At 53.1% G+C, this 24,073-nt stretch carries 39 protein-coding genes, 1 tRNA gene and 1 pseudogene; 15 read left to right on the forward strand and 26 right to left on the reverse strand.

What is annotated here, in order from left to right:
* Positions 1–9 precede the first annotated feature (9 nt).
* The 3 genes from O1724_RS05700 to sfmF are packed head-to-tail and all read left to right on the forward strand — an operon-like array spanning position 10 to position 4,099.
* Positions 10–2,568: a fimbrial biogenesis usher protein gene (locus O1724_RS05700; protein WP_032608682.1), complete on the forward strand. Its 2,559-nt coding sequence runs from the start codon at positions 10–12 to the stop codon at positions 2,566–2,568.
* Positions 2,561–3,568: a type 1 fimbria D-mannose specific adhesin FimH gene (gene fimH / locus O1724_RS05705; protein ID WP_003858903.1), complete on the forward strand. Its 1,008-nt coding sequence runs from the start codon at positions 2,561–2,563 to the stop codon at positions 3,566–3,568. The genes O1724_RS05700 and fimH overlap by 8 nt, the downstream gene beginning before the upstream one ends.
* Before the next feature lie 9 nt (positions 3,569–3,577).
* Positions 3,578–4,099, forward strand: a complete 522-nt coding sequence (sfmF, locus tag O1724_RS05710) for a fimbria assembly protein (protein ID WP_023315556.1) — start codon at positions 3,578–3,580, stop codon at positions 4,097–4,099.
* 50 nt (positions 4,100–4,149) lie between these two features.
* Here sfmF and fimZ read toward each other — a convergent pair whose 3' ends face one another.
* The 3 genes from fimZ to O1724_RS05725 all read right to left on the reverse strand — a co-directional run bounded on the left by fimZ (position 4,150) and on the right by O1724_RS05725 (position 6,995).
* A complete protein-coding gene (gene fimZ, locus O1724_RS05715) occupies positions 4,150–4,782 on the reverse strand; it encodes a fimbria biosynthesis transcriptional regulator FimZ (RefSeq protein WP_126297473.1) in 633 nt (210 codons plus the stop codon).
* Positions 4,783–5,591: 809 nt separating this feature from the next.
* On the reverse strand, positions 5,592–6,308 hold the full coding sequence (locus O1724_RS05720; RefSeq protein ID WP_045330167.1) for a helix-turn-helix transcriptional regulator: 717 nt from the start codon (positions 6,306–6,308) through the stop codon (positions 5,592–5,594).
* A gap of 24 nt (positions 6,309–6,332) precedes the next feature.
* Positions 6,333–6,995: an EAL domain-containing protein gene (locus O1724_RS05725; protein WP_032628360.1), complete on the reverse strand. Its 663-nt coding sequence runs from the start codon at positions 6,993–6,995 to the stop codon at positions 6,333–6,335.
* A gap of 303 nt (positions 6,996–7,298) precedes the next feature.
* On the opposite strand from O1724_RS05725, the gene O1724_RS05730 reads away from it, so the two are divergent.
* Positions 7,299–7,375 (forward strand) — tRNA-Arg (locus O1724_RS05730).
* A gap of 15 nt (positions 7,376–7,390) precedes the next feature.
* On the opposite strand, the gene O1724_RS05735 is transcribed toward O1724_RS05730, so the two are convergent.
* From O1724_RS05735 to O1724_RS05835, 21 genes are all read right to left on the reverse strand, one after another.
* Positions 7,391–8,548 (reverse strand): tyrosine-type recombinase/integrase, encoded by a 1,158-nt coding sequence (locus O1724_RS05735; RefSeq protein ID WP_479983975.1) that lies wholly within the window; start codon positions 8,546–8,548, stop codon positions 7,391–7,393.
* Entirely contained in the window at positions 8,431–8,766 is a 336-nt protein-coding gene (locus O1724_RS05740) for a helix-turn-helix domain-containing protein (RefSeq protein WP_071888795.1), read from the reverse strand. Before O1724_RS05740 ends, O1724_RS05735 begins: the two co-directional genes overlap by 118 nt.
* 8 nt (positions 8,767–8,774) lie before the next feature.
* A complete protein-coding gene (locus tag O1724_RS05745) occupies positions 8,775–8,975 on the reverse strand; it encodes a hypothetical protein (protein WP_479983925.1) in 201 nt (66 codons plus the stop codon).
* A 112-nt stretch (positions 8,976–9,087) separates the two neighbouring features.
* Positions 9,088–9,465: a beta-sandwich lipoprotein gene (locus O1724_RS05750; protein ID WP_479983926.1), complete on the reverse strand. Its 378-nt coding sequence runs from the start codon at positions 9,463–9,465 to the stop codon at positions 9,088–9,090.
* A gap of 102 nt (positions 9,466–9,567) precedes the next feature.
* Positions 9,568–9,798, reverse strand: a complete 231-nt coding sequence (locus O1724_RS05755; RefSeq protein ID WP_047721779.1) for a hypothetical protein — start codon at positions 9,796–9,798, stop codon at positions 9,568–9,570.
* 8 nt (positions 9,799–9,806) lie between these two features.
* Positions 9,807–10,046: a DUF4222 domain-containing protein gene (locus tag O1724_RS05760; protein ID WP_479983927.1), complete on the reverse strand. Its 240-nt coding sequence runs from the start codon at positions 10,044–10,046 to the stop codon at positions 9,807–9,809.
* Positions 10,024–10,521 carry a class I SAM-dependent methyltransferase gene (locus O1724_RS05765; RefSeq protein ID WP_049134092.1) on the reverse strand — a complete coding sequence of 166 codons (498 nt, stop codon included), beginning with the start codon at positions 10,519–10,521 and terminating at the stop codon, positions 10,024–10,026. Before O1724_RS05765 ends, O1724_RS05760 begins: the two co-directional genes overlap by 23 nt.
* Positions 10,521–10,739, reverse strand: coding sequence for a TraR/DksA family transcriptional regulator (locus O1724_RS05770; protein WP_479983928.1), 219 nt, complete (start codon positions 10,737–10,739; stop codon positions 10,521–10,523). The genes O1724_RS05765 and O1724_RS05770 overlap by 1 nt, the downstream gene beginning before the upstream one ends.
* A 91-nt stretch (positions 10,740–10,830) precedes the next feature.
* Positions 10,831–11,061, reverse strand: coding sequence for a hypothetical protein (locus O1724_RS05775; protein WP_006176201.1), 231 nt, complete (start codon positions 11,059–11,061; stop codon positions 10,831–10,833).
* On the reverse strand, positions 11,058–11,276 hold the full coding sequence (locus O1724_RS05780) for a hypothetical protein (protein ID WP_032621601.1): 219 nt from the start codon (positions 11,274–11,276) through the stop codon (positions 11,058–11,060). The genes O1724_RS05775 and O1724_RS05780 overlap by 4 nt, the downstream gene beginning before the upstream one ends.
* A complete protein-coding gene (locus O1724_RS05785) occupies positions 11,273–12,043 on the reverse strand; it encodes a dcm methylase (RefSeq protein ID WP_333024574.1) in 771 nt (256 codons plus the stop codon). Before O1724_RS05785 ends, O1724_RS05780 begins: the two co-directional genes overlap by 4 nt.
* A complete protein-coding gene (locus tag O1724_RS05790; RefSeq protein WP_333024571.1) occupies positions 12,040–12,207 on the reverse strand; it encodes a hypothetical protein in 168 nt (55 codons plus the stop codon). The genes O1724_RS05785 and O1724_RS05790 overlap by 4 nt, the downstream gene beginning before the upstream one ends.
* Positions 12,204–12,632: a regulator gene (locus O1724_RS05795; protein ID WP_414191587.1), complete on the reverse strand. Its 429-nt coding sequence runs from the start codon at positions 12,630–12,632 to the stop codon at positions 12,204–12,206. Before O1724_RS05795 ends, O1724_RS05790 begins: the two co-directional genes overlap by 4 nt.
* A complete protein-coding gene (locus O1724_RS05800; RefSeq protein WP_045616395.1) occupies positions 12,629–13,246 on the reverse strand; it encodes a lambda exonuclease family protein in 618 nt (205 codons plus the stop codon). Before O1724_RS05800 ends, O1724_RS05795 begins: the two co-directional genes overlap by 4 nt.
* Positions 13,243–13,989 (reverse strand): phage recombination protein Bet, encoded by a 747-nt coding sequence (bet, locus tag O1724_RS05805; RefSeq protein ID WP_063134417.1) that lies wholly within the window; start codon positions 13,987–13,989, stop codon positions 13,243–13,245. The genes O1724_RS05800 and bet overlap by 4 nt, the downstream gene beginning before the upstream one ends.
* Positions 13,990–14,007: 18 nt before the next feature.
* Positions 14,008–14,292, reverse strand: a complete 285-nt coding sequence (gene gamL, locus O1724_RS05810; protein ID WP_479983929.1) for a host nuclease inhibitor GamL — start codon at positions 14,290–14,292, stop codon at positions 14,008–14,010.
* A 7-nt stretch (positions 14,293–14,299) separates the two neighbouring features.
* A complete protein-coding gene (locus tag O1724_RS05815; RefSeq protein WP_479983930.1) occupies positions 14,300–15,271 on the reverse strand; it encodes a hypothetical protein in 972 nt (323 codons plus the stop codon).
* 70 nt (positions 15,272–15,341) lie between these two features.
* Positions 15,342–15,551 (reverse strand): cell division protein FtsZ, encoded by a 210-nt coding sequence (locus O1724_RS05820; protein WP_006809788.1) that lies wholly within the window; start codon positions 15,549–15,551, stop codon positions 15,342–15,344.
* Positions 15,548–15,706 carry a hypothetical protein gene (locus O1724_RS05825; RefSeq protein ID WP_023294196.1) on the reverse strand — a complete coding sequence of 53 codons (159 nt, stop codon included), beginning with the start codon at positions 15,704–15,706 and terminating at the stop codon, positions 15,548–15,550. Before O1724_RS05825 ends, O1724_RS05820 begins: the two co-directional genes overlap by 4 nt.
* Positions 15,703–15,942, reverse strand: coding sequence for a hypothetical protein (locus tag O1724_RS05830; RefSeq protein ID WP_479983931.1), 240 nt, complete (start codon positions 15,940–15,942; stop codon positions 15,703–15,705). The genes O1724_RS05825 and O1724_RS05830 overlap by 4 nt, the downstream gene beginning before the upstream one ends.
* Before the next feature lie 162 nt (positions 15,943–16,104).
* Entirely contained in the window at positions 16,105–16,311 is a 207-nt protein-coding gene (locus O1724_RS05835) for a hypothetical protein (RefSeq protein ID WP_032619407.1), read from the reverse strand.
* A 403-nt stretch (positions 16,312–16,714) separates the two neighbouring features.
* On the opposite strand from O1724_RS05835, the gene O1724_RS05840 reads away from it, so the two are divergent.
* The gene (locus O1724_RS05840) at positions 16,715–16,912 is read left to right on the forward strand and encodes a hypothetical protein (protein WP_063840716.1); all 198 of its coding nucleotides are present in this window, start codon (positions 16,715–16,717) and stop codon (positions 16,910–16,912) included.
* Positions 16,913–17,046: 134 nt separating this feature from the next.
* Here O1724_RS05840 and O1724_RS05845 read toward each other — a convergent pair whose 3' ends face one another.
* Both O1724_RS05845 and O1724_RS05850 read right to left on the reverse strand, forming a co-directional pair.
* Positions 17,047–18,081 carry a hypothetical protein gene (locus tag O1724_RS05845; protein ID WP_032668701.1) on the reverse strand — a complete coding sequence of 345 codons (1,035 nt, stop codon included), beginning with the start codon at positions 18,079–18,081 and terminating at the stop codon, positions 17,047–17,049.
* Between the two features lie 80 nt (positions 18,082–18,161).
* The gene (locus O1724_RS05850) at positions 18,162–18,803 is read right to left on the reverse strand and encodes a LexA family protein (RefSeq protein WP_104651827.1); all 642 of its coding nucleotides are present in this window, start codon (positions 18,801–18,803) and stop codon (positions 18,162–18,164) included.
* A gap of 103 nt (positions 18,804–18,906) precedes the next feature.
* Between O1724_RS05850 and O1724_RS05855 the strand changes: the two genes are divergently transcribed.
* From O1724_RS05855 to O1724_RS05900, 10 genes and pseudogenes are all read left to right on the forward strand, one after another.
* Positions 18,907–19,122 carry a helix-turn-helix domain-containing protein gene (locus tag O1724_RS05855; protein ID WP_006809779.1) on the forward strand — a complete coding sequence of 72 codons (216 nt, stop codon included), beginning with the start codon at positions 18,907–18,909 and terminating at the stop codon, positions 19,120–19,122.
* 30 nt (positions 19,123–19,152) lie between these two features.
* Complete coding sequence (locus tag O1724_RS05860) at positions 19,153–19,719, forward strand: toxin YdaT family protein (RefSeq protein ID WP_001514165.1); 567 nt, start codon at positions 19,153–19,155, stop codon at positions 19,717–19,719.
* Between the two features lie 89 nt (positions 19,720–19,808).
* Positions 19,809–19,955: a hypothetical protein gene (locus O1724_RS05865; protein ID WP_023306333.1), complete on the forward strand. Its 147-nt coding sequence runs from the start codon at positions 19,809–19,811 to the stop codon at positions 19,953–19,955.
* Positions 19,956–20,007: 52 nt separating this feature from the next.
* A complete protein-coding gene (locus tag O1724_RS05870; RefSeq protein WP_479983932.1) occupies positions 20,008–21,033 on the forward strand; it encodes a replication protein in 1,026 nt (341 codons plus the stop codon).
* Positions 21,030–22,403: a replicative DNA helicase gene (locus O1724_RS05875; protein WP_479983933.1), complete on the forward strand. Its 1,374-nt coding sequence runs from the start codon at positions 21,030–21,032 to the stop codon at positions 22,401–22,403. The genes O1724_RS05870 and O1724_RS05875 overlap by 4 nt, the downstream gene beginning before the upstream one ends.
* A complete protein-coding gene (locus O1724_RS05880; protein WP_074174307.1) occupies positions 22,393–22,707 on the forward strand; it encodes a protein ren in 315 nt (104 codons plus the stop codon). The genes O1724_RS05875 and O1724_RS05880 overlap by 11 nt, the downstream gene beginning before the upstream one ends.
* Complete coding sequence (locus tag O1724_RS05885) at positions 22,704–23,132, forward strand: hypothetical protein (protein WP_126501477.1); 429 nt, start codon at positions 22,704–22,706, stop codon at positions 23,130–23,132. The genes O1724_RS05880 and O1724_RS05885 overlap by 4 nt, the downstream gene beginning before the upstream one ends.
* The gene (locus O1724_RS05890; protein ID WP_045340902.1) at positions 23,129–23,389 is read left to right on the forward strand and encodes a DUF4752 family protein; all 261 of its coding nucleotides are present in this window, start codon (positions 23,129–23,131) and stop codon (positions 23,387–23,389) included. Before O1724_RS05885 ends, O1724_RS05890 begins: the two co-directional genes overlap by 4 nt.
* Complete coding sequence (locus O1724_RS05895; RefSeq protein WP_479983934.1) at positions 23,386–23,817, forward strand: hypothetical protein; 432 nt, start codon at positions 23,386–23,388, stop codon at positions 23,815–23,817. The genes O1724_RS05890 and O1724_RS05895 overlap by 4 nt, the downstream gene beginning before the upstream one ends.
* Positions 23,814–23,960, forward strand: a pseudogene (locus O1724_RS05900) (hypothetical protein); the annotation flags it as partial. The gene O1724_RS05895 and the pseudogene O1724_RS05900, both read left to right, overlap by 4 nt.
* Positions 23,961–24,073: the final 113 nt, after the last annotated feature.

Raw genomic sequence — 24,073 nt, forward strand, 5'->3', positions numbered from 1 at the left:
GACAGGGCGATGAACACTCAATGGCGTTACTGCCCGGTTGCGCTGGCACTGATGGCAACGCTCTGGCCACTCGCTGGCTGGGGCGAAAGCTACTTTAACCCTGCGTTTCTCTCCGATGACACGGCGAACGTCGCGGATTTGTCGCGTTTTGAAAAAGGCCACCAGCAGGCACCGGGCGTCTATCGCGTCGATATCTGGCGTAACGATGAGTTTATCGGCACGCAGGACGTGCGGTTTGAGCAAGCTGACAACACGCCGCCGGTCGCAGGCGGTTTGTCGCCGTGCATTACGCGCGCGATGCTCGATCGCTTTGGCGTCAATATCGCCGCCTTCCCGGAACTGAGCAACGTGCAGGGCGATACCTGCGTTCCGCTCACCACGGCTATTCCGGGCAGCGAAGCGGCGTTCAACTTCGCCTCGTTGCGCCTGAACGTCAGCCTGCCTCAGGTGGCGATGCAAAACAGCGCCCGCGGATATATTCCGCCTGAACAGTGGGATGAAGGCATCCCTGCCGCGCTGCTGAACTACAGCTTTACCGGCAACCGGGGCAGCGACGACGACAGCTACTATCTGAACCTACAAAGCGGGTTGAACTATGGCGCCTGGCGATTACGCAATAACGGCGCGTGGCGTTATACCGAAAGCAACGGCCAGCGGCACAGCAGCTGGCAAAATATTGGTACCTGGGCGCAGCGTACGATCATCCCGCTGAAAAGCGAGCTGGTGCTTGGCGACAGCAACACCGGAAACGATGTCTTCGACAGCGTCGGTTTTCGCGGTGGTCGCCTCTATTCGTCCGACAGTATGTACCCGGACAGTCTGCAAGGTTACGCGCCTACCGTGCGCGGAATCGCCCGCACCCCTGCCAAAGTGGTGATCCGCCAGAACGGATACGTGATTTACCAGAGCTATGTGCAGCCGGGGGCTTTTGCGATAACTGATCTTAACCCGACCTCCTCAAGCGGTGACCTGGAGGTGACGGTGGAAGAGAAGGACGGCAGCCAGCAGCGCTACACCGTCCCGTATTCCACCGTTCCGCTGCTCCAGCGTGAAGGACGCTGGAAATACGATCTGGTGGCAGGGGACTATCGCAGCGGCAACAGCGAGCAGGACACGCCGTTCTTTACTCAGGGTACGATGATTGCGGGTCTTGCCGACGGCTACACGCTGTACGGCGGAACGCAGCTGGCCTCGCGCTATACCGCCATCGCCATTGGCGCGGGTAAAAACCTCGGTGACTGGGGGGCGGTTTCACTTGATCTCACCCATGCCCGCAGCCAGCTTGCCGATGACAGCCGCCATGAAGGGCAGTCCCTGCGGTTCCTGTACGCAAAATCCCTTAACGGATTCGGCACCAACTTCCAGCTGCTGGGCTATCGCTACTCGACCAAAGGCTTCTACACCCTCGACGATGTGGCCTGGCGCACAATGGAAGGCTACCAGTATGGCGACGATCAGGACGATGACGGCGTGCCGGACGTGCAGAGCTATCACAACCTGACGCTGAATAAAAAAGGGCGTTTCCAGCTCAATATCTCCCAGTCTCTTGGCGATTACGGCTCGGTGTACGTGTCGGGCAGCCAGCAAAGTTACTGGGGCACCAGCGAATCCAACGTCTGGTATCAGCTTGGCTACGCGGGCGGGGTGAAAGGGGTCAGCTACGCCTTATCCTGGTCGTGGAACAAGGCCGTCGGCATTGAAGGAACCGACCGGATCGCCTCGTTCAACGTCTCCGTCCCGTTCAGCCTGTTCACCCGTCACGGCTACCGTCGCGATAACGCGATCGACCGGGCCTATGCCACTGCCTCTGCCAGCCGTAACAGCGACGGTGATACCAGCTGGCAGACCGGGATCAGCGGAACGCTGCTAAAAGATCGTAACCTGAACTACAGCGTTACGCAGGGCCACACCAGCAATAACGGTGCCAGCGGCAGCGCCAGCGCTAACTGGCAGGCAACGTACGGTACGCTGGGCGTGGGCTACAACTACACGCGGGATCAGCACGACCTCAACTGGCAGCTTTCCGGCGGCGTGGTAGGGCATTCAGACGGCATCACATTCAGTCAGCCGCTGGGCGATACCAACGTCTTGATCAAAGCGCCGGGCGCGTCAGGCGTGAGCGTCGAAAACCAGACCGGCGTCAAAACAGACTGGCGTGGCTATGCGGTGATGCCGTACGCCACGGTGTACCGTTACAACCGCGTGGCGCTCGACACTAACACCATGAGCAACAACACCGACATTGAAAATAACGTTTCCAGCGTCGTGCCGACGAACGGTGCGCTGGTGCGCGCCAGTTTTGACACCCGCATCGGCGTGCGCGCGTTGCTCACCGTTAAGCGTGATAACCAGCCTGTGCCGTTTGGGGCGGTGGTGCGTGAGACGCAGAGCGGCGTAACCAGCATGGTGGGAGATGACGGTCAGATTTACCTGAGCGGGCTGCCACTGAGCGGGGAGCTGCTGATTCAGTGGGGAGACGGGAAGCAGTCCCAGTGTCGTGCGCCCTACAGCCTGCCAGAACAGAGCCTGCAACAGGCGATCACACTTAAGGGGATCCGCTGTGAATAAAATCCATTATCTGGGGCTATCCCTGCTGGCATTTTTGCCGCTATCTCAGGCGTTCGCCACCGTCTGCGTCAATGAAAATGGCGTGCCGACGGAGGTGTATTACGACCTGACGGATAAATTCAACAGCTCCAATAACCAGGTGGGGCAGATTGTCACACTCAGCGAGAAGTCTCAGTGGGTGGGTGTTAACGCCGTCTGTCCTAAGGGAACGTCCGGGAACACCACCAAGCGCAGCTATGTTACCGATTTCCCGGTCACGGGCACCAGCGATGGTTACCAGTATCTGAAGCTTAACGACTATCTGGACGGAGCGATGAAAATCACCGACAGCTACGCTGGCACCTTCTATCCACCCAGAAAGTACATTCAGATGGGGAGCCATCCGAACGTGTCTAAAAACAAACCGTTTGGTGTACAGGATTCCAGCCTCGTCTTCCGGCTTAAGGTGACCCGACGCTTTATTAATATGGTGGTGATCCCCCGGGCGACCATGTTCCGGGTTTACGTCACCACGACCTCCTCGGATCCGCTCACCACGCCGGTTTATACCATCAGCTACAGCGGGACCATTCAGGTGCCTCAGAGCTGTGAAATTAATGCCGGGAATGTGGTGGAGTTCGATTTCGGAGACATCGGCGCCTCCCTGTTCAGTAAAGCGGGCATCGGGAATAAGCCGGAGGGGATCTCAGCGCAAAGCAAAACCATCGGCATAAAATGCACCAACGTCGAGGCGAACGCCATGCTCACGATGCGTGTTGAAGCGGAGAAGGTTTCAGGCAGTACGCTGGTTTCCGATAACGCGGATGTGGGTTTTGTGATTGCCAACAGTAATGGCGTGCCGCTGACGCCCAACAACCTGACCAGCAAAATCCCGTTCCGTCTGGACGACAGCGCTCAGGCACAGGTGGGGATCCGCGCGTGGCCCGTCAGCGTGACCGGTAAAAAACCTGCCGAGGGGCGTTTTACCTCTCGCGGCTATTTACGCGTCGACTACGACTAAGGAGCAGATATGCGAAACGGAATACGGTATTTAGCCGTCGCGCTCTTTGCGCTTTGCTCCCCTGCACACGCAGAGACGGCGCTTGGGGAAATTAACATTCAGCTCTACGGCAATATCGTGGATTTTACCTGCGTGGCGGAGGGGGACGACAGCAATAAAACCGTCACGCTCGGCACCTGGCCCACGAAACAGCTCCGCACAACGGGGAGCCGGACGCAGCCTGTGCCGTTCACCCTGAAGCTGACCGGATGCCCGCCGGGGGCAGCTTCGGTCACATTTACGGGGAAGATGGACGGGCATGATAACAGCCTGCTGGCGCTGAATGATGCCAGCGCGGCCAGCAACGTGGCCGTGGAGATCCTTGACCGGGATAAAACGCGCCTCGCGTTGCAGCAGGCCAGCCAGACGGTGGCGGTGGATGCGCAGGGAAATGCAGAACTGTCGTTTTATGCCAATTATATCGCCACGGCGGATAATCCGCAGCCGGGCCGGGCTGACGCCGATGCAACGTTCATGATCAATTATAATTAATCGTATCCACTCTCCCTGTGACGATTATATGTTGCAGGGAGAGAGAGGGATTACAGTAATTCGTGCGCTTTCGCGTAATCAATTAATTCAACGATACTTTGCACGCCCAGCTTGGAAAAGATATTAGACTTATGGGCACTAATTGTTTTGTTGCTAAGTAATAATTGATCCGCAATCTCCTTATTAGATAATCCGTTCGCCAGATATCGCAGAACCGTCACTTCACGATTCGATAATGGCATATCCACAGCGGCGCCCGTCCGCGACCCCAGATGGTTTATAAAACTTAATGTTTCTGAAGGGAAGAAAGAATAGCCCGTCAGTATCATTTCCACCGCGTTATAAATTTCCCCCAGATCTTTTCGCTTACTGACAAAACCATTTGCCCCGGCGCGGATGGCGCGTCCTGCGTAGAAGGCTTCAGATTTTGAAGAGAGGAAAAGAACCTTAATGTCTTTATTTAAGTTCCTGATTCTTTTCAGTAATGCGAACCCATCCGTGCCCGTCATTTCAATATCGAGAATGACCAGGTCAATGGGGTGGTTGCGTATACAGTCAAGCACTTCGTGGCTGTCGCCTGACTTCAGTTTGACCTGGATGTTTTTATTTTTCTGTAGCAGGACTTCTATCGACATTCTGACGATAGGGTGTTCGTCCATAATGATAACGGATGCCGGTTTCATTTTTTATGCCTCAGATTGTTAAAAGCGTTATGCTGAGTTTTGTTAAAACTCTCGAAAAGCCGGAAGGATAATTGCGCAGATCCTTGTACGGTAAATGTCCCTGGGAAGAGCGAAAGCATCCTTGTTTACGTAGTGGTGATATCAATGCCTCAGCGCAGTTATCTCATAAGGCTGGTTATGGCAAAATGATTTTTCTTATTCGCGTGTCAAACACGTCTTATTATACCGTTTAAGTATTGTCCGAAAAGCCTGTAAATTAATATCCATATATTGCTGATTATTATGTTCTGGATCTGAATCACTAACTTTTTAAAATTAGCAAAAATGTCCTGATATTGCATTTACCACACACTTTCATCTTTATGTAATAACAAAAAATAAACGATTTTACTGTATGTTAAATGAATGTTAACAGTGAGTGGGCTGTGACAACCAGCATCCCGCCTGCCCGCCATCCCTGAAATCCGCCATTTCGTGCGTCATCTCTCCGTTTCAAACGTCTCCTGGCAAATTGCCGTTCCCAACAACAGAACAGCACTATCTGCTGTTTTCTTCACCTCTCATCGCATTCTTTTACAGGTAAATCGCTTGTTTTTACACCATTATCATCCTGTTAACGGAAGCGCCAGAACCTTAACGCATGGATAAAATCACTCTCGTTGAGCGTACCAGCAGCATTTCGCATGGTTTAAGGTCAAGAATTAGGAATAGTTATAAAATCGAAAGTTTTGTTAAAAAACACAAAAATTTAACATGTTTCCTAAGTAATTTCCTAAAGGTCTTTAGGAATTAAGAAGTTACTGAATACGTTAATACGTGAAATCTGAGAGGTTGTTGAGAAGATGTAGCAACTCATGACGATGATTCAGTCCAAGTTTCGCCAGGATGCAGCTGAGACGGTAAATAATGCGGCTATATGGGCGGTTCTGTAACTGCGCGATCTGACGCAAGGAGCTACCCTGCGACAGCGCCTGTAAGATCGGCCATTCATCCCGTGAAAACCACTCTTTGCGGTTGCCGGCGGGTGCCGGTGCTTCCAGCAAGGTTTGTTGCATACCCAATGCCGTAAGCTGGCGTTCAAGCACATGAAAAGGGCCAGCCGCTTTACAAAACAGGCGAGCATCATAATCATCGGCGCGGACGAGCAGGTAGGGTGTCAGGTAGGGGGCGAACAGGCTGTGGCGGCGTAATCGGTCCAGCAGGTCAATGAGCGGCGAGGCGCGGCTTTCAATGTCAACTACCAGACGCGATGAAGGCCAGTGATTTAAATCACTGAGAGCGGCATCCAGCGTGGAATAGTCGCAGCAATTGCTCAGGGGCGACTGCCCGCTCAGAAAACCGGAACGGAAATAATTATCCTGTGTGACCAGAATGATAAAGGGAGCATCGGTTTTGCGGGTCTGGTTGATTGACTGGCTCAAATATTCGAGACGATCAAAAAATGGGAGAGCAAAAGGCGAGTGCGTAGAACCCAGTGAATCACTTCCTGTCCGACGACGCCGGTAACGGCGTACTGTCATTCGCATAGCTTCCCTCTTGGCGATGACCGTTCAGTCCTCCTGCCATCTCCAGGATGGCCAATAATATCCCTGACCGAAGCGCGCGCCAGCATGAAGCGCGCATGTACGATCCCGTTCTGTTTCAATGCCTTCAATAAGCACATTCGCAGCAATTTTTGAACAAAGGGTGACCAGCTGTGTCAGCGCCGGCGTTTCACGTAAACGCCAGAAAGCGATCTTATCGATTTTTATTCCGCTTAACGGCAGGCGACAGGATAAAAATGCTTGCCCTGACGCTTCATCAATATCATCCAGCCAGATCCGGTGTCCCCGCGCGGTCAACTGCTGAAGCGCACAACTCACCCTCTGACGTACCGGGTCTGAGAGTGAAAAGAACGAGGCAGGTTCCACGAGTTCAATGTTCAGCGGTGGGCTGTTAAGTTGCAGTAAACGCTGGAACATTTCCGGTATGGTCAGAACGGTTATCGGCAAATTTATGAAAAGGTTGTCACAGGGGAAGGGGTTTTTTAACGCGGCGATCTGTGCTTCCAGCAACATAAGCGCCCGGGTGGCTGACCAGTCCTGGAAAAAGCTTTCGCTTTGCTGATGCGGCGACAGCACGCTGAGCACTTCGGCCCCCACCGCGCGTGAAGAGGAGAGGGCGACAATAGGTTCAAGCTTAATGCCTGTAATGTCGTGTGAGATGTGCTGCACGCACGCGGGAAAACCTGTCTGCTCTGGTGCTGTCACTCCGTCGTCCTGTTCACTTCCAGCCTCCAGGCGGCCGGGATACCGCAGGACAGTGTGAAGGTGAAGTAAACAGGAAAACAGCAGGCGTTACTTAAAAGCGGCTAAGCCTTTTCGCAGCCCGTAAAAGAGGGATAAATGTTGAAAAAACAGCCGTATTTACAATCAGCTAGTCATTATCGCCAGAGAAGGCGGAAAAGGCATTGACTCACTACGCATTGACCGTATAATTCCAGGCGTTTCACCACCGCGAAGTACACTCTTCTCCGTGCGCCCTTAGCTCAGTTGGATAGAGCAACGGCCTTCTAAGCCGTAGGTCGTAGGTTCGAATCCTACAGGGCGTGCCATTTAAAAACAGGCGCTTACGCCAGTTTCAAGCCAGCCTGATTTTCTCCTTGTGTCGTATTTGTGTCATGGTTGCCAAAAATGGCATCAATTTTACGTGCGTGTTCGCTTAAGTGGTTCGGTGCCAGGTGAGCGTATCGACGGACCATTTCGATGGACTCCCAGCCGCCCATTTCTTGCAGAACAGACAACGGAACGCCAGACTGAATTAACCAGCTCGCCCAGGTATGCCGGAGGTCGTGAAAACGGAAGTCCTCTATACCCGCTCTTTCCAGTCCAATGCGCCAGGCGACATTGTCATCCACTCGCATTTTTCGGACAGCCGGAGTGACGGTTTTATCCGGTCGCGTTGATGGCTTCGTGTGAACGAATACCCACCTGGAACTTTTCCCGATCTGATCCCTTAACACCCTGCATGCGGTATCATTCAGAGCTACGCCGATAGCCTTGCCCGCCTTCGCGTTCTCCGGATTTACCCATGCAACCTTTCTCTGCATATCGACCTGCTGCCACTCCAGATCAATGATGTTGGAGCGGCGCAGGCCGGTTGCCAGTGCAAATATCACCACCGGCTTTATCGACTCCGGCATGCAGGCAATTAACCGTTCTGCCTCGCCCCTGGTCAGCCATCGGATGCGTTTGCTGATCGGCTTTTTCGTTTTTATAACCGGGGCCGTTTTAATCCAGCCCCAGTCATTAGCCGCAGCCTTGAACAGAGATCGCATGAACGAAAGGTGCTGACTCTTTGTGGCCTGGCTTACCGGTTTCTCTACATACGGAGGCGGTTCCTTCCCACGCCGTATAGCCGCGTCCCGGCGCGACTCCCAGACCTGAATATGCTTACGGTTGACCATCTTCGAAACAGCTTCATGAACCTGCTCAGCCGTGATGGTTGAAATATCCCGGCCGGAGAAATGCCGCAGGAAGTATTCGATTTTGGTCTTATCGTCATCGAGTGACCGCTTATGCTCCTTCTCACGGATCCACCTGATGCAACATTCCTCAAACGTCCTCGTCGGCAGTTCCCCGATTTTATCAACCCGCCACGCTTCTGCCTTCAGCTTGTCGTGCAGCTCCTGCGCTTGTTTCTTGTCCCCCGTACCAAGAGATCGTCTAATTCTTTTCCCTGACGGCGTAACGAAATGACAGTGCCAGACGCCGCCTCTGAGGGTGATTGACATAAAATTTCTCCTTTATGTTCACCCGCGCTCGCGGAAACAGGATCGCGCGGGTCATGTAAATACGCAATACAGGCGACGTCGGTCGTTCGGTATTTGTTCCCGATTTTCTTCCCGGCCAGCTGCCCCGAGTCGATAAGACGGTAGACAGTTCTCGGTGAGACTTTCAGGAGTTTCGCTGCCTTTTGCGCAGTGAGTGGCTCTGCTGTAACCATCTCCCCTCCTATGACATTGTTTTATAAAACTGCGGGCTGTCGGGTGTGGTCGCGCGTAATTCGTTTTCCGCGTGCACTGAATAATTGCCGTCATCCCATCGCACCCAGGCTTTCGGGTGATCGCCTTCCGGCTCCAGTTGGCTATCCACCACGCCATGTATACCGCCGGTCTTCTTCTGGACTAATGCGCCCACATTAAAAGCAGCCATTGCACACCTTCCGGTTCGTGAAGAAATGAGATGAGAGCGCCCAGCGCCATAAGTGCTGCGATGAGCCAGGTCATGGGGTTTGATTGCATAGGGCGCTCCTACTGTTAAGCGGTTAGCGGATATCGATATCAGGGATGATTACTGAAGGTTTGAAGGTGACGCGATAATGGTTCACGCTGGCGTTCGTGCCGCTCAGATCTTCCATGAACCAGGTCACGTTATCCGACAGGCCGAGCATGTGCTTTTTGTAGACGCCTGGTCCGGTCTTGCAGATGACGCCCAGGGTACGATCGGTGCTGGTGTTGTCTTTGGAGCAAAGGCCGGTGATCTCCAGCATGAATTCGCCGGTGATACCGTTATAAAAAACAAAGCGACGCTGAGCTTCGAAATTGTCCGCGGCTTTGCTGACGTTACGGCTGGGCACATCCGCATCATTCACATCACACGCAGACAACGCCAGAACAGCCAGTAGCAGTAAACCTTTTTTCATTTTGTCACCTGTAAAAAGAACCCGGCGCGTGGCCGGGCAAAAGGGATCACGAGGCGGTGCTTTCGCACCCAATAGCCAGCTCATAACTGGCTATCAGTTGCGTCAGTCTTCTTCATCTTCGTCCCAGTCCTCGTCGTAATATGGCGAGGCGAGAAGTGGGTTGGTTGCTGAGAGAATCTCTCCGGCGGCGCCCTGCCGCTGAAGTCGACGAAGCGCTTCGTATAGCTCAAAGGCCTCGGTTCGCTCGTCACCTATATCGAGGGCGCATGCAACCTTGTGCGCCTCGGTGACTAGGGTTGATAGCTGGTTTCGGATGTCCTGAATGGTGCTCATAGTTCTCCTTAGGCCGCCCGCATTGCGCGCAGCTTCTTCAGGTGTTCTGCTGTTTCGATTTCTTCAGCGATCCGGTCGGCCTCTGCTTTGGTCAGCGGCTCGAAATCCTGATTAAAGCGGCCCATGCTGGCAATGCAGGTGCGGCCGTTGCGGATGTAGTGGATGACTTCGTGGGTAGCGCGGAGGATTTTGCATGGCGCGCCGTGCGGATCGGCATACCAGGTATTAGGCTGGATTATCCTGAACATTGGGACCACCTTTGACGAAGATCACCCAGTGGGTTTTGTCTGACTTGCCGGTGCGCTGCCAGATGATCGGCTTCTCGTCGGTAAGCGCCAGGATATTGCTTACCGGGATCTGCGTTTCGTTCCATTTGAAGATGAGCACACCGTGTGGCCACAACACCCTGAACGCTTCGGCGAAGCCTGCACGCAAATCGTCGCGCCATGTTTCTTTGTTGAGCCGGCCGTACTTTTTCCCCATCCATGCATTATCACCGACACGCTCAAGGTGCGGCGGATCGAACACGACGACAGGGAAAGTGTTATCGCCAAAAGGGAGGGCGCGGAAATCGGCAATAAGGTCCGGGCTAATAACCAACTGGCGTCCGTCGCAAAGTTCATGCTGCTCGGCGCGGATATCACTGAACACGGCGCGCTCGTCCTGCTTGTCGAGCCAGAACATGCGCGAACCGCAGCACATGTCTAAAATTGCCTTCTGCATTACTGTCCCCTCTGCTTATTCTTCAACTCGATGACGGATTGGCACTCCGCACAGGTCTGGCAGCCGGGAACGGCAGCGCGCCGCGGCTCGGGAATCGGTTCGTCGCATTCTTCACAACGTTCAGCTGATACCGCGTTACGGTCGATGCGGTGAGCGGAAAGGGCAGCGTTACGCTGAAGCTCTTCAATCTCTGCTGCGGTATCGATGATGTCTGCCATGGTCAATGCTCCCGGAACTGGCCGTTAATGCGGTTGAGGGTGAAGGCCAGCAATAAAAAAGGCCGCTTTAGCGACCTGGCGATTATTGATGTCATGGCTGAATCCACCCCTTGCCTTTGACGTGCTGAATAACGCCAAGCTTCCTGAGTGACTGTAGCCGGCGGTCAAGGATGCGGAAGACGTCCATCGGGTGCTTTCCTTCTGCTTCAGCAATGACGAGGCACTCCTGTCTGACGGAAGGGCTAAATAGTTCAGAAAACGAGGTAGGCTGAGCGCCGATAGCGCTTAACACTTCGCTATCCAGTTTCGCGTATTTGGTCACGATTCAACTCCGAAGCGGCGATTAAGCCGCCCTGTGTATACGACGAACTCCAGGAGGCTAACTCCAAGAGCTTCAATTTTCTTGTGATGCTTGTTGATGATGGGAGGCACCGTTTCGTTCCAGTTAGGCTTTGGCTTCTTGCGCATGGCCTGCTGGATTTCTTCGGTGCAGCGGCGGCAGGCGGCGCGGATGGCGTTTTCATTTGCTGGCGTCATGCGGCCTCCCGTTTGTTTTTGAGATGAGGGGCATTCGAAAGAAAAACTGCTTTCGCAAAGCCCAGAGGAGTTGCGCTTCGAATGTTGGCACGCTCGTCACTGGGAGGGCATTCGTGAATGCGGTTGTCCGGATACCAGTCAGTCACCAATCCGGCGAAAGATGTTCCTGAGATGACCTCGATTGCCTTCTTCTTCGGCACCATCCGGCCGCAGGCCAGCTTCACGGCGTCGATAGCCGCTTCCACCATCGGGTGCATATTCTCTGCCGGCGCCTTGAAGCCGTTACCTGTCCAGAGGCAGGTCTGTTTCGTGTAGTTGTCATCCTCGCACAGCCCAGTGAACTGGTACGGATGGAACGTGTAATCTGCCGAACCGAAGATGCTACTGAACACGCTAACTGGGTTTTCGAATGCCCACGGGCATCCGGCCGCCAAGCCTGTCATCCTGCATTGCTCGGCAACGAGCGCAGCTTTAGCCTGAAAATGTTGGTCTTTGGCTCGTTTTGATTCGAACCAACGGGATCCTGATACTGCAACGTCAGTGCAAGGAGGAAAGCCGATAACCATGACCACGTTCTCGGTACGAATGATCTGGGACAGCCGCGGCATAGCCTCAATTATGGTTGCCGATATGCGTTCAATCGGACCGTTAATCGAAGTATCTGGATGCTGCGGGTCAACCAACACCGCACGGTAGCCTGCTTCAACCCATGGCACAGACATGACGCCAGTGATATCGCACAGGCAGATAATGGTACCTTTGCTCATGCAGCCTCCCGCTCCGGATCGTTTACATCCCAGCCATTGCGCTCAATATTGGTTTGCAGCCGCTTATCTCCGACCTCTTCAATGCTGCGGCCGGTAATCTCTGCGACTTCAGCGTTTGAGTGCCGCCACAGCAGCGCAAGCTCTTCGAGTGACCACGCTTTCATAGCACTGACTCCATTTCGTCGATGTAGAGGCCCTGAGCAATCAGGCGGCTACGGCGGGCGGCACGTTGAATGCACTCCTGCCGCCTACCTTCCTGCGATTGCTCTATAGCGCGCCGGGTGAACAGGCGCGATTTGCCCTGCGGCGTTACAACCTTCGGCTTCGTGACGAGGTCGAAAGTGCGGTCGCAGATGCCGTCCTCGTTGAGCCATTTTTCCGACTCAACGATCTGCGCAATCTGTCCGGAGCCGCGGGTAATGCCGTTGGCAACCCGGTTAAACTCGATGAGCGTTACGCCGAACTTCTCGGCGATTTCACTACCGGTTACCGGGCGGCCGCGCGTCTGAATCATCCAGATAACGCGTTCACGGAGGCCGGAGAATTGCCCGGTTCGCCCGGGCCTGCGGTAGAAGGGTGTGCGTTTCATGCTGCACGCTCTGTGATTTTCTGAATTTCCGATTCCAGATCTGCAAGAAAGCTCTTAACCTCAGACTCGATTTCGCGCGCCAGCCCTTCATCGAAATGAATGCGCTTCTTGAAATAGGCGAGGTCGGGCGGCAGGCGATCATCGAAACTAACGAAATCACACCATTTCCGCCCGGTGCACATCATCTGCGCATGCATTTGCAGCATGTACTGGCGCTTTGGCTCGCCAGTTTTCAGCGTTTCAAGATGGGTCCAGGTGTTGGGGCATTTGATTTCGATAAGCCCGTCGTCGTTAACAAGTCCGTCCGGGCTGGCTGCGAATCCGGGTATGGATGGGTGATCGATGAGTCCAACTTCAGTGATTTCCGCATCGAACTCATTCAGGGCGTACATTTCGCGAGCCACTGGCTCAAGTTCAGTGCCGCGCATCATCGCGGCATTTGAAAACCCTTCCTCCAGCTTCCCGGTCAGCCGTTGGCAAATCAGCTCGGCCATGTAGTTCTGGCGGCTGGTGGAGTAGCCCGACTTAGTCCGGGCCATGACATCAGCCAGGCGACTGGCAGTGACTTTGCCGCAGCGCGCAGCAAACCATTCAGGGGTGCGTTGCTCCATCATTCAGCCTCCGTCTCTACGACATTGACAGGTTCGGCGTTGTCGACAGCAAGACTCATGTCATACATGCGTCGCTTCTCAACTGCGCCGATCACCTGCTTCTCTTCAGCGCTCAGCGCTACCCAGAATTCCTGATACTTAACGGTTCCAAGGCGTGCGGCAGACTCGCCTTTTGCGATCAGATCCGGACGACGGCTATCTGATTCATGGCCCGCATGAACCTCTGCCGTTGTTCCTTCAATCACTCGCTCTGCCTCGTCCTGGTCGAAGATGCCAGCGAAACCAAATGCCAGGCGCGCGCACTGGATAAGCGTCTTGTGGCGAAGCATGCGGGTAGGGTGGGATTGCCATGGCTGAGTGTTGCGTTTGCACTCTCCCATGTACTCGGTGACGATAGTCGGGTGCTTACGGTCTTTGCGGTAAATCTTGCAGGTGCACGCGCCTTCCTCTTTGTCGTAAGAGAATTCCATGCCATCGAACTGAGGATGTTCGTTGATAATGCGAGCCCATCCATCAACACCAACGACCGGGACAATCCCGCCTTTATCTGGGAATGCGTAAATCTCTTTGGTCCATGGGTTCAGGCCGTACTGGTTGGCGACGATCAGCAGGGCTGTAAACTGCTCGTCCGTGACGTTGCCACCTTTGAACGCTGTATTCTTCAGTGTATTCATCAGGTCTGTGCCGGCATCCATGCCGAGTCGTGCGGCCAGTTTCCCGGCCATGGTGGAAAGTGCAGTGCTCATTGTTAATCCCCTCAAAAATTAAAACGGGCAGCCGGTACGGTGTTCCCAGTCGTATTCCGCCTGGACGTAAGCAACTGCCGAAATGAAATCGTTGTAGGCTTCGCCAGCTTTATCGCTGCGAAGTCCTTCGTATGGGCTGGAGTCAATCGGGACTGAGAAGTGGAAGAGGCCGGACGGTTCTTTCGGCATCATGTCGATAATTTGCTGCGCCCGGTCGTCGATCCACTTCTCTTTCTCGTCTGTGAGCTGCTTCTCAACCCAGCGCCGATCTTCAATGCGGTCGTAAGTGAGGTATGCGTTCATGGTTGCCTCAGTAATGAATTTTCGCGCAGGGGATCAGGTCATCCTTCAGAGCGGTGAGCACTTCGATAGCCTGTTCGCGGGTTAAGCTGGTATTGCTTGTGAGCGCGTTAACGATGTTGGTGCCGACCGCTTTGCGGTGCTTCACGTCAGCTTCACGTTTTGCCTGCTCATCGGCGATGCGCTTCTGCTCAGCCAGGCGTTTCTCTTCTGCCTGTCTTGCCTTCAGGCGCTCAGCTTCCACTGCTGCGGCTTTTTCCCGTTCCGCCCGTGCTTCCGATTCTTGCTTTTCACGCGCCGCCCGCTGTTCCGCTTCGATGCGCTGGCGTTCCGCCAGCTCAGCGCGAGCTTTCTCTTCAGCTTCACGGCGCGCTGCGGCTTCAATCTCAGCTTTGTGTTTCGCTTCGGCATCGCGTCGGGCTTGTTCTGCCGCTTCCTGTTTAATGCGCTCTTCGTGTTCACGCTGAGCCTGTTCCGCCTGGCGGCGCTGCTCTTCGCGTTCACGGTCGAAATCCTTGTTCATCAGCAGAGCCATTTCGTGGTCTGCTTCGAACTGAATCGCGCGCTGCAAATCGATGTTCTCGTTCATCACCAGCGCTTCGGCGTGCATAGCGTTCATGGCTTGTTCAGCCTTGATGCGTTCTTGCTCGGCTTCCCATTCGGTTAGAGGACGGCGCACTTCATCCTTAAGCGCTTCCAGCCGCTCACGCACAATGCGGCGGCTTTCGTCGATCTGCTTCGGCAGGGCTTTAAGCTCAGCAACCAGATCCTTGCCGGCGTTGTCGATGTAGGTTTTGGAACGGGCAACCTTGTGCGCCATGGATGCGATAGCATCGCGGCCTTTACGGGTCGACACATCCGGTACGAGGCTGCGAGCTTCTTTCTCGATCGCCTCAATAATCGGGTCGAGCTGCTCTTTGGTGGTGAATACCGCCATTGCGTTCTGTTTTTCAATGACGACTAAGTCCGTTACTTCGCTCATGGTTTCTCCTGAAATTTGGATGTGCAGATCCCGCCCGCGTAATGCCAGGCCGATCGGTTGAATAGGATGGTTAGTGCTGGATAGGGTTGCCGTGACCGTCCAGAAGGACGTCAATCACGCAGTCACTGAGGCGGATGATTTCTGCGTCGGTGTGCAGGTAAACCCATTTTCGCTCCTGGATGACTGCTGAGACGCGATAGGTTCGGCCTTCATGCATTGCCATCATGCCGGGCGTGACGCACTGGCGTATGAGCGGGGTGGTGCCGTAGTGGTTGATCATACCTTCACCTCAACCTGTTCCAGGAGGCCAGCGATATGCATCTGCCAGCGGTTCAGCGTCAGCTTGTCGCGCGGTGCCGATACCGACGTCAGCTGCCACTCGTTATCGTTGAGCTTTTTGGCGGTGTACTGCTTTCCGTTGTGGGTGACTGTCATGACGCCTCCCGGGCGCGGAGCATTGCGTCTGCGACTTGGTAAGCATCCAACGCTGCACGCTCATCACTGGCTATCCATTGCGGGTTGGATAATCTGGCCTGCATAGCCTTAGCCGCGAAGTAATCGCGTAGCGTCATGCCGCCAGAGCTGACTTCGAAACCATGTAAGTGACCAACTTCGTCGCGCTCCACGATGGAATCGCACGGGAAAGGGCGCCCTCCAGTTTTGTTGCTCATAAATCCTCTTGGCCTTATCGCGGCGAACGGAACGGTTAAACAAGACTTCTGCGCATTTCATCACTGTTTCAATGGGCGGTGGATGGCCGCCGGTTGTCATAACTAAGCCGCCTCGGTGAAGCGACTGAGGTATGAGGCAATAAAAGACCCGCCGGAGCGGGTCTATTTAAAATTGCTGGCTCGCATTGCTCTGAAGTCGTCATAGGTGAGGGCTTCTATATCCATTACTTGATTCTTCAGATGCATGAGAGCCTCTTCCTTTGCTCTATTGAAAGCAGTCTCTTGCTTTCCAAGAGATGACTCCTCAGGTCTTGGGAGGTAGTAGCCATCTATCTTTATTGCTGCATTAGCTTTTTTGAACCTGTCCATCGCCTTACCCTCTGTAGTTACCCGCTGATGCGGGAGAAATGCTTTGGTCGGTGTGGTGGATTCGTGGACCGGATTGATCCGCGAGCATCACGAATCAGCTGCCCACCACACCCCAAAACATTCCAGTTACGCACCATTGCCGCTCTCCCTGAGCCCGCCGGGCGTCCGACGCATGGTTTACTGTCGCGCCGTTCGACTGACCGAATCTCCACTTCGCCGCTGGCTAACTTCGCTCAGCTGTCGATGTTTCGTTTCGATGGGTGGATAATCACATATTGTGTTTTATTGATCAACACGAATTGTGATTAATGATGACAACAAAGCGTGTTGTTGCTGATTTGAAAGGGAATTTATTTTTTTAAATACCAGTGCTACGCTTAAAAAAACAGCAGGAGGGATGTGCATGGTTCTGGATGAAGAGCGTATAAGCATGAAAATTCAGGCGATGGGGCGGGCGGTCATGGAGTTGTCACTGGCTGATTTACCCATGACCCAGCAAAACATCATCGACAAGCTGGAGCAGTACCGGAAGGAAACAGGAAACGTGATAGGGAAGGGTGTGAACAGGGATGCAGCTGAGATAGTGCGGAAAGGGCAATAAAAAAGCCCGCACGGGCGGGCAGGTAGTGTTGCGATAGTTATTGTTATCAGCTTCAGGCTGAATAGTTATCGGCAGAATGGCGGATAGCTTTATGGGTGGGCAATAAAAAACCCGGCGCGGTGGCCGGGTTATTCTCATGGGGCAGATATTGACGAGGCATTACCTTGTTCAATCACGCCAGCTCTAACTTTATAGCTGCCTAAAATCTTCACGGTCTTATTGTCTTTCATTGCATCAAAAAGCAAGGCTATCTCGTCTTTATCGTCGATAAAGGAAGTGTCAACAGAGACAGGAAATGTGGACTCCCCTGTAGGCTCGCGGCAGCTAATTGTAATTTTATCGGCTGAACGTTTAATTCCATCGATTACTAACTCAAGGTTGTGTTCTTCGGTTTTTGCTTTTTCGATAGGATTCTTGATTAGCTCGTGGATTTCTTTGTTAGACAGTTCAACGGTGCTTGCGCCTGATATGACAATTTTGTCAGCATCAGATGCGCCTTTTAATATCCCTGTATACGCTTTTGCAGTATGCTCCTGAATCCCTTCGGCGCGCTCTACGGCATCCACGCCTGCTTTAGCTCTAATCGCCTCAAGCATTCCGTCCCTCAGGATAGTCATTCGCTCGTTTTCTGATTTAATCTTGACTTCTTCAAGCTTGGTTTCTTCTTGCTTCACTTCTACTTCGGCTTTTTTCTCTAAGTATGACGTGCCAACCCACGCACCGCCTATAACGGTGACAGCAAACAAGAGACATAATGTTTTTTGGCCAGGGCTCATGCCGTGCGTTACCTTCTCAAATGCTTTACCGAATGCTTCAAAAAGATCAGTTAATGCAGCAAGTATATCAGTACAGCCTTCATCAATGGTAAAGATGATCTCTGCTTCTTCTTTATCTTTACCGGTTAACCTTTGAAGGTTGTCAGTTTTATATTTTATTAGTGTGAAAACTTTATAAATTTCAGTTTGGAATTCGCATAAACCCTGAGCGAGAGCAGAGGGAAGCGTTCCGTTGTAGCGAGATGGGTCACCATAAATCTTAAAATTCACACTGTTGAAGAGGTCGAACTTGATCCTTTCGATAGGTATCTCTTCGCCACCATCTAATCTTGCGAACAAAGATTCAATGTCATCCAGACTTGAAACCTCAATAACCTCTTTCATGTCAACCATTTAGCATGACCTTGCAAATTAAAGTAGTGATTAAAAAAATTGGATACCTACCAACTATGCCGACCAGAACATCTTGCCGATCAGACCAGCCGCATCTTCGTCTCTACAGCAACACCGATAATTCGACAGTTGCCGTTAATCGCAACAAGTGGCCACTGAGGGTTGAGACCTTTCAAATACTTCTGTGCGCCATCGATCACCAGCTTCTTAAAAGTCGCCTCGTTAGAATCGGATAGCTTTGCTATTACCAGACTGCCGTTGATTGCCTCGCGCCCAGTATCGAAGAGGACAAAGGTTCCTTCTGGGATGCTAAGACCCGCCGGTGCTGTCATTGAGTCACCATCTACCTGTAGCCAGAATGCCTCACCTTGAATGTGAGCATCTGATTCAAGCCAAAGGTCGATATCTTTAAGGGTGTACGGCTCAACAGCTTCGCACCATGCTCCTGCCTGCACCTTGCTTATAACTGGGTATTTATCACCTGGCTTGTAAGGGCCTTTGTAGTCATCGCCAAAAAGCAGCTCGGCAGGCGCAACCCCCAGCGCCTTAGCTATTACAGTTGCATCATCAACGCTAACGCTCCTGGTGCCTGATTCGTAATTCCCTATGCGTGACTGCGAGGCCCACCCGCAAAGCTCTGCGAGAGCCTTTTGTGACAGCCCTTTATCTTCGCGAAGTCGCTTAATGCGGCCCGCTATATCTTCGATTCTATTCATTCTCATTTTGTATCACGCGCCGTGTTAAAAAGCTTTACACGAATTGTGTTGATTAATAATCACGAACTGTGTTTAATGATGCTGAGTGACCATTCTTGAAAGGATCAGCATGAACAATATCGCCAACGAACGTAAGAAGCTTGGCATCACTCAATCAGAGTTAGCAGGTTCGTGCGGCTGGAACCAGTCCCGCCTTGCTAACTATGAAGCTGGCATACGAGCACCAGACCTGGATTCGTGCCGCCGCCTGGTTGACGCGATGAATAAGCTGGGGAGCAATACATCTCTCGATGCGTTGTTTCCACCAAAAAATAATGCCGCCTGATTGGCGGCCCTAACCACGAAAGGGAAAGCAATGCATTCACTTGCGTATCAACAGAGTACCGGACTTGAACAACGTCCGTTGATTTCGATTTATCAAAGTGTTCCGCGTAATAACCGTAAGCTAACTCGAATACGGGAGGCAGTTAAGGCCTGGCAAAAAGCTACGCCGGGCCAGTCTCAGGTTCACATTTCTCAGCTGGTTGCGAAAGAGTGGCTGGCGCGCGGCGGGAAGGGGTTGTTACTGGCAGGTTCTGAACACAACACGAAGCAGAACTTCTTCCGGATGATTAACGATCCGGGCCCGAAGAACGACAAGGGGTTGATGCTATTGATCCCCGTCATTATCGACGTGATGGCGCGGGATAACGAGAAAGTGGCGAGAGAGTTCGGTCTGGTCGCAAAGACTGAGGCCGAACTGATAGCCGAGGCCATGAAAGAGTGCACTGAAGCGCATCAGGCGAAGTTACTTGGTCAGCCGATACAACGCCTTGAGAAAGAGGTGAGAGAAGCTGCTGAAGCACTGCTGCGCTTCCTGCCAACTGAATCAATCGCTGCGGTGGTGACAAGTCTGGCCGCTATGGCGCCGGGAGTTATGTGATGGGAAGTATCAAAAATGGCGAAAGCCAGTCTGCGCGAACAGAACTGGCCTTCAAATGCAAATCGTGTGCACTCATTGCAGGAGGAATAATGGCAAAAAAACCACGCTATTTCCATACCGCTGTACATAAAAACATAACCCGCGACCGCTTCATCCGCTCGGTTAATCCGATTGTGGCAGAGAAGATGCGCGCCATCCTGGAAGAGCTGAAACGTAAGGAGAGTGGCCGTGGTTAGCCTCGCAAAAGTAATACCTTTCAGACCGTCTGTAACGGTCGTGGAGCGTCAGGTGGCAGATATCGATGATGGGTATACCCGCATCGCTAACGAGCTGCTGGAAGCGGTTATGGCTGCTGATTTAACGGCTCGCCAGCTGAAGGTCGTTCTGGCGGTGATCCGCAAAACCTACGGGTTCGGGAAAAAGTTTGACCGCATTACCAATACCCAGATTGCAGCAATGACCGGCATTCACCATACGCATGTCTGCAAGGCTAAGAACGAGATGATTGCAATGAACATCATCGTTACCAATAGCCTGGCGATCGGGGTGAATAAGGTGATTTCTGACTGGAATTTCAGCATTAGCCAAAATGGCAAATCATTAGCCGAAACAGCTAATGAAACATTAGCCAAGTCAGCTAATACCCATAAGCCAACTCAGCTAAACACAAAAGAAACTATTCAAAAGAAAGAAAGAAAAGATCCCCCTAAATCCCCCCAGGGGGAAAACTCACTCGCTCAGGAAGTGATGGATTACTTCAACGAGCTAACGGGTAGTCGTTGTGCTGCGCTGGCACCTTTCGAGAAAGCTCTCTCCACGGTGAAGAGCAAAGACCAGTGCTACACCGCTGAAGAGCTGAAACTCGTTATCCGCTGGGCCCATGTGAACTGGGGTCACAGCTTCAAGCCAGAGAACCTGTGCCGTATGACCCGCTTTGATGGATACCTGTCAGACGCCCTGATATGGGCAGATGGTCATGGAAGCAACCCGAAAGCCTGTCCGCACGAAGAGATCATCAAGCTCTGGAATGAAAAATTCCCTTCGAAGGCCGTTTCACTGCATGAGTGGAACCGCCGCCGTCCGGCCTATAGAGACCTGGAAGCTGTGTGGAACGGCAAAACCACCCAGGGCAACTGGCGAGAACTGAAGCACATGGGAATGGCCTTCGAGCTGATTAGCAAGTCTTCCCTGTTCGGCACCAGAGGCGATCAGCCATGGCTGACTCTCGACTGGATACTGAATCCGAAGAACTGGGGATCTGTCTACGAGCAGGCCATCAACGAGCACCGTGAGCGCAAGGGAGTCAAAGCATGAGCCGTTTTATTGATTTATACGTTGAGCAGGCCGTCATCGGCGGGATCATGCTCGCAGCGGGCCGCACAGACGGCGTTGACATGGCGACTGACGCGATTGAGGGGCTGACTGAGGACCACTTCACAGCAACGCCTCACAAGGTGGCTCTGCGGTCCTATAAGCGCCTTAACGAATCCGGGGAGAAGATAGACCTGCTGACACTGACCAGCGACCTTGAGCGCCTTGGAGCGCTGGAGAGTGCGGGCGGATTCGCTTACCTGGCTGAATGCAGCAAAAACACGCCATCGTTCGCTAACCTTGCAGCCTACTGCGAAAAGCTTCGTGAAATGTACCTTGGTCGCCGTATGACCCTGGCGTTACAGGTCGGGATCCAGAAGCTGTCCGAACCAACTACCGAAGGTATTGCTGACATCATTGGCAACATTCAGGCTGATATCTCCAGCATTGAGCACAGTGCTGACTATGGCACCGAGCACATCACTACCGGGATCGACATGTCGTTAGATACCATCCAGTCGATTATTAGCGGCGATATCTGGAAGCACAAAACCGAGCTGGGCATGGCGACCATCGACAGCGCATTCGGCGGGTTCAACAACACCGATTTCATCGTTGTCGGCGGGCGCCCTGGCATGGGGAAAACCATGTTTAGCACCACAGTGACAGAAACCGTAGGCCTGAAAAACAAAAAGCCGGTGCTGTTCTTCAGTCTCGAGATGCCAGTGGAACAAATCTCTGAGCGAGTCGCTTTCCATCGGGCCCGTGTAAGCAAAGAAGATCTGCTGAGCAAGGTTAGCGGGAAAATGGACGAGGCATGGGGGAAGGTTAGTCACTGCATGAAGGAGTTCATCGACTCTCCGATCTACATCAATGACAAGCCATCCCTAAGCGTTCACCAGGTGCGTGCGGAAGCGCGGCGTATGAGTAAGAAGTTGGGCGGACTGGGCGTGGTCATCGTCGATTATCTTCAGAAAATGCGGATGTCAGACCCGGAGAACATGAACCGCAGCGTAGGGGAGATCGCCACTGGCCTGAAGAACCTGGCGAAAGAATTGCGTTGCCCGGTCATCGCTCTGGCCCAGCTGAACCGAAACCTTGAACAGCGCGCTAATAAGCGTCCCGTAGCGGCAGACCTGCGAGAGTCTGGCGTCATTGAGCAGGAAGCAGATGTGATCTTCATGGTGTATCGGGATGAGAAGTACAACGAGAACACCGAGCTGAAAGGCATCACCGAAATCATCTGTGTGAAGTCCCGCCATGCGCCGGGGGCAGAAAAGACCTACCACTTCAGCAGCCGCTACTCCGGCCTGGACCCGGTAGATTTCACCTACAGCGGCCAGATGCAACAGGAGGCTGACTATGAGTGCTAAGACGATGAAAGGCAAACAGGCAATTCTGCGTTATCTCGAAACGCACCGGACCTTCACCGCGAAGGATGTGGCCACAGAGTGCGGAATGACCATCAACTGCATCACGAAGAACGCTATCGATCTGGAGCGGGCCCGCAAGATTGTCCGGGTGAGCAAGGTCTGGCGAACGGTGACTTATCGCCTGGCGACCCCGGAAGAGCAGGACGGCACCGCGCGCAGCTGCACCAACGGAATATTTCAGGAGTGCCGCAACAGCGCGGCTATGAAGCGAGTATTGATGGTTTGGGGGAGGGTAGGGGTATGAACGTGAAACGTTATGAGTGGGTGTCCTGTGATGAGCATGCGTGCCATTGCGACGTGGTAGAGAGTGCTGAAGGCGATATGGTTGATTACGAAGACTACGCCGCACTTGAAGCCAGATGCGCGGCGCTGGCTGCGGAGTTGCGTGCAGTCGAAGCAATCCACAACGAGGCAGTGTTCATCACAGATGATCACTATGAGCAGTGCCCGGCAGAAGTTCAGAAGATAATTCGATCGCTGGCTGTGATGCAGATTCCTGCGTACCAGGCTTTCCTGGCTGAAGTGCGGGCCGCCGCAGTAGATGAAGTTTGCCTGAAAATTAGCAATGCGATTATTAATTGCTATCAGGACGAACAAATTGGGCTTGATGCAGCAGCAACTATCTGCGGTGACTTCACCGCCCAGCTTCGCAAAGGAGTGCAGTCATGAGCATTCTGAACATTCTAAACACAGGCCTCGCTCTGATGGGGTGGTTATTCATCATGTTCAAAACAGGCCAGTGGTTTATCTCCATTGCGCTAAAGCAGTGGGATAAGCGTAGAAAGCTATCTCGTAGACAGAAGGCAGTAAACGAATTTTACGATGCGTTTGACCTGTCCAGCATCGAACCAGGAACAACGGTGCGCCTGGCGACTAAAGGCGATCTGACAATCATGATGTATCGCACAGAAGGAGCCGCCCAATGAGCAACATCGACAAACATGCCGTCCAAGCAGTTGCCGATTTGAAAGCTGGTTACACCCTCGGTCACGCTGATGTGGCAATCCTGAACGAGCTGGCGCGTATCGCGCTGGCATCGCTCGAAGCGGAGAGCAAGCCTAGACAACCGGAGTTGAGTCACGTTATTTATCATTTCCGCGATTGGAATGAAGGTTTTCCGATTGAGCGGTTCAAAGCCGACTACGTCATTAGTTGGATGTTGGCAAATTATCCTCCAGCTCAGCCAGCGCCGTTATCTGTGCCTGAATGGACAAACGAGCAGTGCATGGAGTTCCTGTCTATCGCTTTCCGGCATGCAGAAATTAACGGCGACCTTGAGCTGGACGATATCCGCCTGGGTGTGAAGATGGTCAATGGTAGCCGCGCCGCCATGCTTCAGGGAGGTAAATCATGATTAATCGCACCAAGCTTCAACACATCCTCGAATACGCCAAGCAGCAAAGACACATCGGGCTGCATTGCAAGGTTCCGCCAGAAGACATGGTTGAAATCGTGGAGGCGGCCATGCTTCAGGGTGCCGAACCTGTAACGACGGATTACAAGTTGCCAGCAGAGGCAGTATACGGATATTTCGCATTCAATGACCATCATGGGGAAGAGTTCTTCAAGAAGCGCGAAGACGCGATCGCATTTTGCAAAGAAGCGATTGA

Source organism: Enterobacter cloacae complex sp. HYC074_NIDB (assembly GCF_056673345.1).